3 rRNA genes are annotated in these 5,175 nt (G+C 56.5%); all 3 read left to right on the top strand.

The annotated features are described in order from the left end of the window. Window positions 1–7 precede the first annotated feature (7 nt). Window positions 8–1,524, top strand: a 16S ribosomal RNA gene (locus NP4_RS39385). Window positions 1,525–1,847: 323 nt separating this feature from the next. Beyond that, a 23S ribosomal RNA gene (locus tag NP4_RS39390) occupies window positions 1,848–4,959 on the top strand. A gap of 95 nt (window positions 4,960–5,054) precedes the next feature. Then, window positions 5,055–5,171: ribosomal RNA gene (gene rrf, locus NP4_RS39395) — 5S ribosomal RNA — on the top strand. Together the 16S, 23S and 5S rRNA genes form the textbook arrangement of a ribosomal RNA operon. The last annotated feature ends 4 nt before the right edge of the window (window positions 5,172–5,175 follow it).

The raw sequence follows: 5,175 nt of genomic DNA on the forward strand, positions 1-5,175 counted from the left end.
AGAGTCTTCAACGGAGAGTTTGATCCTGGCTCAGGACGAACGCTGGCGGCGTGCTTAACACATGCAAGTCGAGCGGTAAGGCCCTTCGGGGTACACGAGCGGCGAACGGGTGAGTAACACGTGGGTGATCTGCCTCGCACTCTGGGATAAGCCTGGGAAACTGGGTCTAATACCGGATATGACCATGGGATGCATGTCTTGTGGTGGAAAGGTTTACTGGTGCGAGATGGGCCCGCGGCCTATCAGCTTGTTGGTGGGGTAACGGCCTACCAAGGCGACGACGGGTAGCCGACCTGAGAGGGTGATCGGCCACACTGGGACTGAGACACGGCCCAGACTCCTACGGGAGGCAGCAGTGGGGAATATTGCACAATGGGCGGAAGCCTGATGCAGCGACGCCGCGTGAGGGATGACGGCCTTCGGGTTGTAAACCTCTTTCGACAGGGACGAAGCGCAAGTGACGGTACCTGTAGAAGAAGCACCGGCCAACTACGTGCCAGCAGCCGCGGTAATACGTAGGGTGCGAGCGTTGTCCGGAATTACTGGGCGTAAAGAGCTTGTAGGCGGTTTGTCGCGTCGATTGTGAAATCTTGCAGCTCAACTGCAAGCCTGCAGTCGATACGGGCAGACTAGAGTACTTCAGGGGAGACTGGAATTCCTGGTGTAGCGGTGAAATGCGCAGATATCAGGAGGAACACCGGTGGCGAAGGCGGGTCTCTGGGAAGTAACTGACGCTGAGAAGCGAAAGCGTGGGTAGCGAACAGGATTAGATACCCTGGTAGTCCACGCCGTAAACGGTGGGTACTAGGTGTGGGTTTCCTTCCACGGGATCCGTGCCGTAGCTAACGCATTAAGTACCCCGCCTGGGGAGTACGGCCGCAAGGCTAAAACTCAAAGGAATTGACGGGGGCCCGCACAAGCGGCGGAGCATGTGGATTAATTCGATGCAACGCGAAGAACCTTACCTGGGTTTGACATACACCGGAAACCTGCAGAGATGTAGGCCCCCTTGTGGTCGGTGTACAGGTGGTGCATGGCTGTCGTCAGCTCGTGTCGTGAGATGTTGGGTTAAGTCCCGCAACGAGCGCAACCCTTATCTTATGTTGCCAGCGCGTAATGGCGGGGACTCGTGAGAGACTGCCGGGGTCAACTCGGAGGAAGGTGGGGACGACGTCAAGTCATCATGCCCCTTATGTCCAGGGCTTCACACATGCTACAATGGCCGGTACAGAGGGCTGCGATACCGTGAGGTGGAGCGAATCCCTTAAAGCCGGTCTCAGTTCGGATCGGGGTCTGCAACTCGACCCCGTGAAGTTGGAGTCGCTAGTAATCGCAGATCAGCAACGCTGCGGTGAATACGTTCCCGGGCCTTGTACACACCGCCCGTCACGTCATGAAAGTCGGTAACACCCGAAGCCGGTGGCCTAACCCTTGTGGAGGGAGCCGTCGAAGGTGGGATTGGCGATTGGGACGAAGTCGTAACAAGGTAGCCGTACCGGAAGGTGCGGCTGGATCACCTCCTTTCTAAGGAGCATCTGCACTGCTCGCTGCGTAGAGTCGTGGCTGAGAGTGCCAGAGCCGCTTATGTTCCCGAATGTGGAACTGCGGAGCTCATGGGTGGAACGCTGACAACCTCATCGCATTCGATCGGTCCTCGGTGGCTGGTCGCGGTGATATATCGACACACTGTTGGGTCCTGAAAGAACAGACGCGAGTCTTTCTTTCCAGGAAGAAACGGATCTGCCCGGATCCCTTGGATACCGCTGGTTTTGCCAGTTCGGTCTTTGGATTCGATTCGGTGCGGGTGTGTTGTTTGAGAACTGCACAGTGGACGCGAGCATCTTTGTTTGTAAGTGTGTAAGGGCGTACGGTGGATGCCTTGGCACCAGGAGCCGATGAAGGACGTAGGAGGCTGCGATAAGCCTCGGGGAGCTGTCAACCGAGCTGAGATCCGAGGATTTCCGAATGGGGAAACCCGGCACGAGTGATGTCGTGTCACCCGCATCTGAATATATAGGGTGTGTGGAGGGAACGTGGGGAAGTGAAACATCTCAGTACCCACAGGAAGAGAAAACAATAGTGATTCCGTGAGTAGTGGCGAGCGAAAGCGGATGAGGCTAAACCTAGGGCGTGTGATAGACGGCAGTCGTTGCGTTCTAGGGGTTGTGGGACATTTCTTCTCATCACTGCCGTGGTGGGCGAGAGTCAGAAACCAAGTTGTTAGTCGAATTGGTCTGGGATGGCCAACCGTAGACGGTGAGAGTCCGGTAGACGAAAACATCTTGGCTCTTGTGGAATGCTCCCGAGTAGCAGCGGGCCCGTGAAATCTGCTGTGAATCTGCCGGGACCACCCGGTAAGCCTGAATACTACCTGGTGACCGATAGCGGACTAGTACCGTGAGGGAAAGGTGAAAAGTACCCCGGGAGGGGAGTGAAATAGTGCCTGAAACCGTGCGCTTACAATCCGTCAGAGCCTTCGACTTGTCGTGGGGTGATGGCGTGCCTTTTGAAGAATGAGCCTGCGAGTCATCGGTATGTGGCGAGGTTAACCCGTGTGGGGTAGCCGTAGCGAAAGCGAGTCCGAATAGGGCGTTTTGAGTCGCATGCTATGGACCCGAAGCGGAGTGATCTACCCATGGCCAGGGTGAAGCGACGGTAAGACGTCGTGGAGGCCCGAACCCACTTAGGTTGAAAACTGAGGGGATGAGCTGTGGGTAGGGGTGAAAGGCCAATCAAACTCCGTGATAGCTGGTTCTCCCCGAAATGCATTTAGGTGCAGCGTCGCGTGTTTCACCCTGGAGGTAGAGCTACTGGATGGCCTAGGGGGCCTACAAGCTTACCGAAGTCAGCCAAACTCCGAATGCCGGGGTGTGAGAGCGCGGCAGTGAGACTGCGGGGGATAAGCTTCGTAGTCGAGAGGGAAACAGCCCAGATCGCCGGCTAAGGCCCCTAAGCGTGTACTAAGTGGAAAAGGATGTGGGGTCGCTGAGACAACCAGGAGGTTGGCTTAGAAGCAGCCACCCTTGAAAGAGTGCGTAATAGCTCACTGGTCAAGTGATCCTGCGCCGATAATGTAGCGGGGCTCAAGTACACCGCCGAAGCCGCGGCATTCCAGCATTACTCTGCTTTCGAGCCAGGGGCTGGGATGGGTAGGGGAGCGTCCTGCAGCCAGGGAAGCAGCAGTGTGAACTAGTTGTGGAGGCTGTGGGAGTGAGAATGCAGGCATGAGTAGCGAAAGACGAGTGAGAAACTCGTCCGCCGGATGACCAAGGGTTCCTGGGCCAGGTTAATCCGCCCAGGGTGAGTCGGGACCTAAGGCGAGGCCGACAGGCGTAGTCGATGGACAACGGGTTGATATTCCCGTACCCGTGTATCCGCGCCCAATGGCGAATCAATGGTACTAAGTATCCAAAAGCGGATGGACCTCCTTCGGGAGGCCGGATGTGGCTGCATACGACCTTCGTTGTAGTAGTCAAGCGATGGGGTGACGCAGGAAGGTAGCTGGGCCCGGTGGTGGATTACCGGGTGTAAGCCTGTAGGGCGCGACATAGGCAAATCCGTGTTGCATGTAGCCTGAGAGGTGATGCGTAGCCGTTGAGGCGAATTCAGTGATCCTATGCTGCCGAGAAAAGCCTCTAGTGAGTTGGTACACGGCCCGTACCCCAAACCGACACAGGTGGTCAGGTAGAGAATACTAAGGCGATCGAGATAACTGTGGTGAAGGAACTCGGCAAAATACCTCCGTAACTTCGGGAGAAGGAGGGCCCGGTCTGGTGATGGAACGTGCTTCCTGAGCTGGGTTGGGTCGCAGAGACCAGAGAGAAGCGACTGTTTACTAAAAACACAGGTCCGTGCGAAGTCGTAAGACGAGGTATACGGACTGACGCCTGCCCGGTGCCGGAAGGTTAAGAGGACCGGTTAGCGCTTCGGCGCGAAGCTGAGAATTTAAGCCCCGGTAAACGGCGGTGGTAACTATAACCATCCTAAGGTAGCGAAATTCCTTGTCGGGTAAGTTCCGACCTGCACGAATGGCGTAACGACTTCTCTGCTGTCTCCACCACAGACTCGGCGAAATTGCAGTACGAGTAAAGATGCTCGTTACGCGCGGCAGGACGAAAAGACCCCGGGACCTTTACTATAGCTTGGTATTGGTGTTCGGTACGGTTTGTGTAGGATAGGTGGGAGACTGTGAAGCTGGGACGCCAGTTCTGGTGGAGTCGTCGTTGAAATACCACTCTGATCGTATTGGGCTTCTAACCTCGGGCCATGATCTGGTTCAGGGACAGTGCCTGGTGGGTAGTTTAACTGGGGCGGTTGCCTCCTAAAATGTAACGGAGGCGCCCAAAGGTTCCCTCAGCCTGGTTGGCAATCAGGTGTTGAGTGTAAGTGCACAAGGGAGCTTGACTGTGAGAGCGACAGCTCGAGCAGGGACGAAAGTCGGGACTAGTGATCCGGCACCGGCAAGTGGAAGCGGTGTCGCTCAACGGATAAAAGGTACCCCGGGGATAACAGGCTGATCTTCCCCAAGAGTCCATATCGACGGGATGGTTTGGCACCTCGATGTCGGCTCGTCGCATCCTGGGGCTGGAGTAGGTCCCAAGGGTTGGGCTGTTCGCCCATTAAAGCGGCACGCGAGCTGGGTTTAGAACGTCGTGAGACAGTTCGGTCTCTATCCGCCGCGCGCGTTAGAAACTTGAGGAAGGCTGTCCCTAGTACGAGAGGACCGGGACGGACGAACCTCTGGTGTGCCAGTTGTTCCGCCAGGAGCATGGCTGGTTGGCCACGTTCGGAAGGGATAACCGCTGAAAGCATCTAAGCGGGAAGCCTGTTCCAAGATGAGGTTTCTCTCCCCCTTCGAGGGGTTAAGGCCCCCAACAGATCATTGGGTTGATAGGCCGGAACTGGAAGCACGGTAACGTGTGGAGGTGACCGGTACTAATAGGCCGAGGGCTTACCAACAAAGGTGCTACGCGTCCACTGTGCGGTGTCTGAAACAACACACGTATGTTCGAGGCTCGAATTGAGGGTCTCGCGCGTGGATAGTTTCATAGAGTTACGGCGGTTATAGCGGTGGGGAAACGCCCGGTCCCATTCCGAACCCGGAAGCTAAGCCTGCCAGCGCCGATGGTACTGCACTCGCCAGGGTGTGGGAGAGTAGGACACCGCCGGAACATA

The organism is Nocardia pseudobrasiliensis NBRC 108224 (assembly GCF_001613105.1).
Lineage (GTDB): Bacteria > Actinomycetota > Actinomycetes > Mycobacteriales > Mycobacteriaceae > Nocardia > Nocardia pseudobrasiliensis.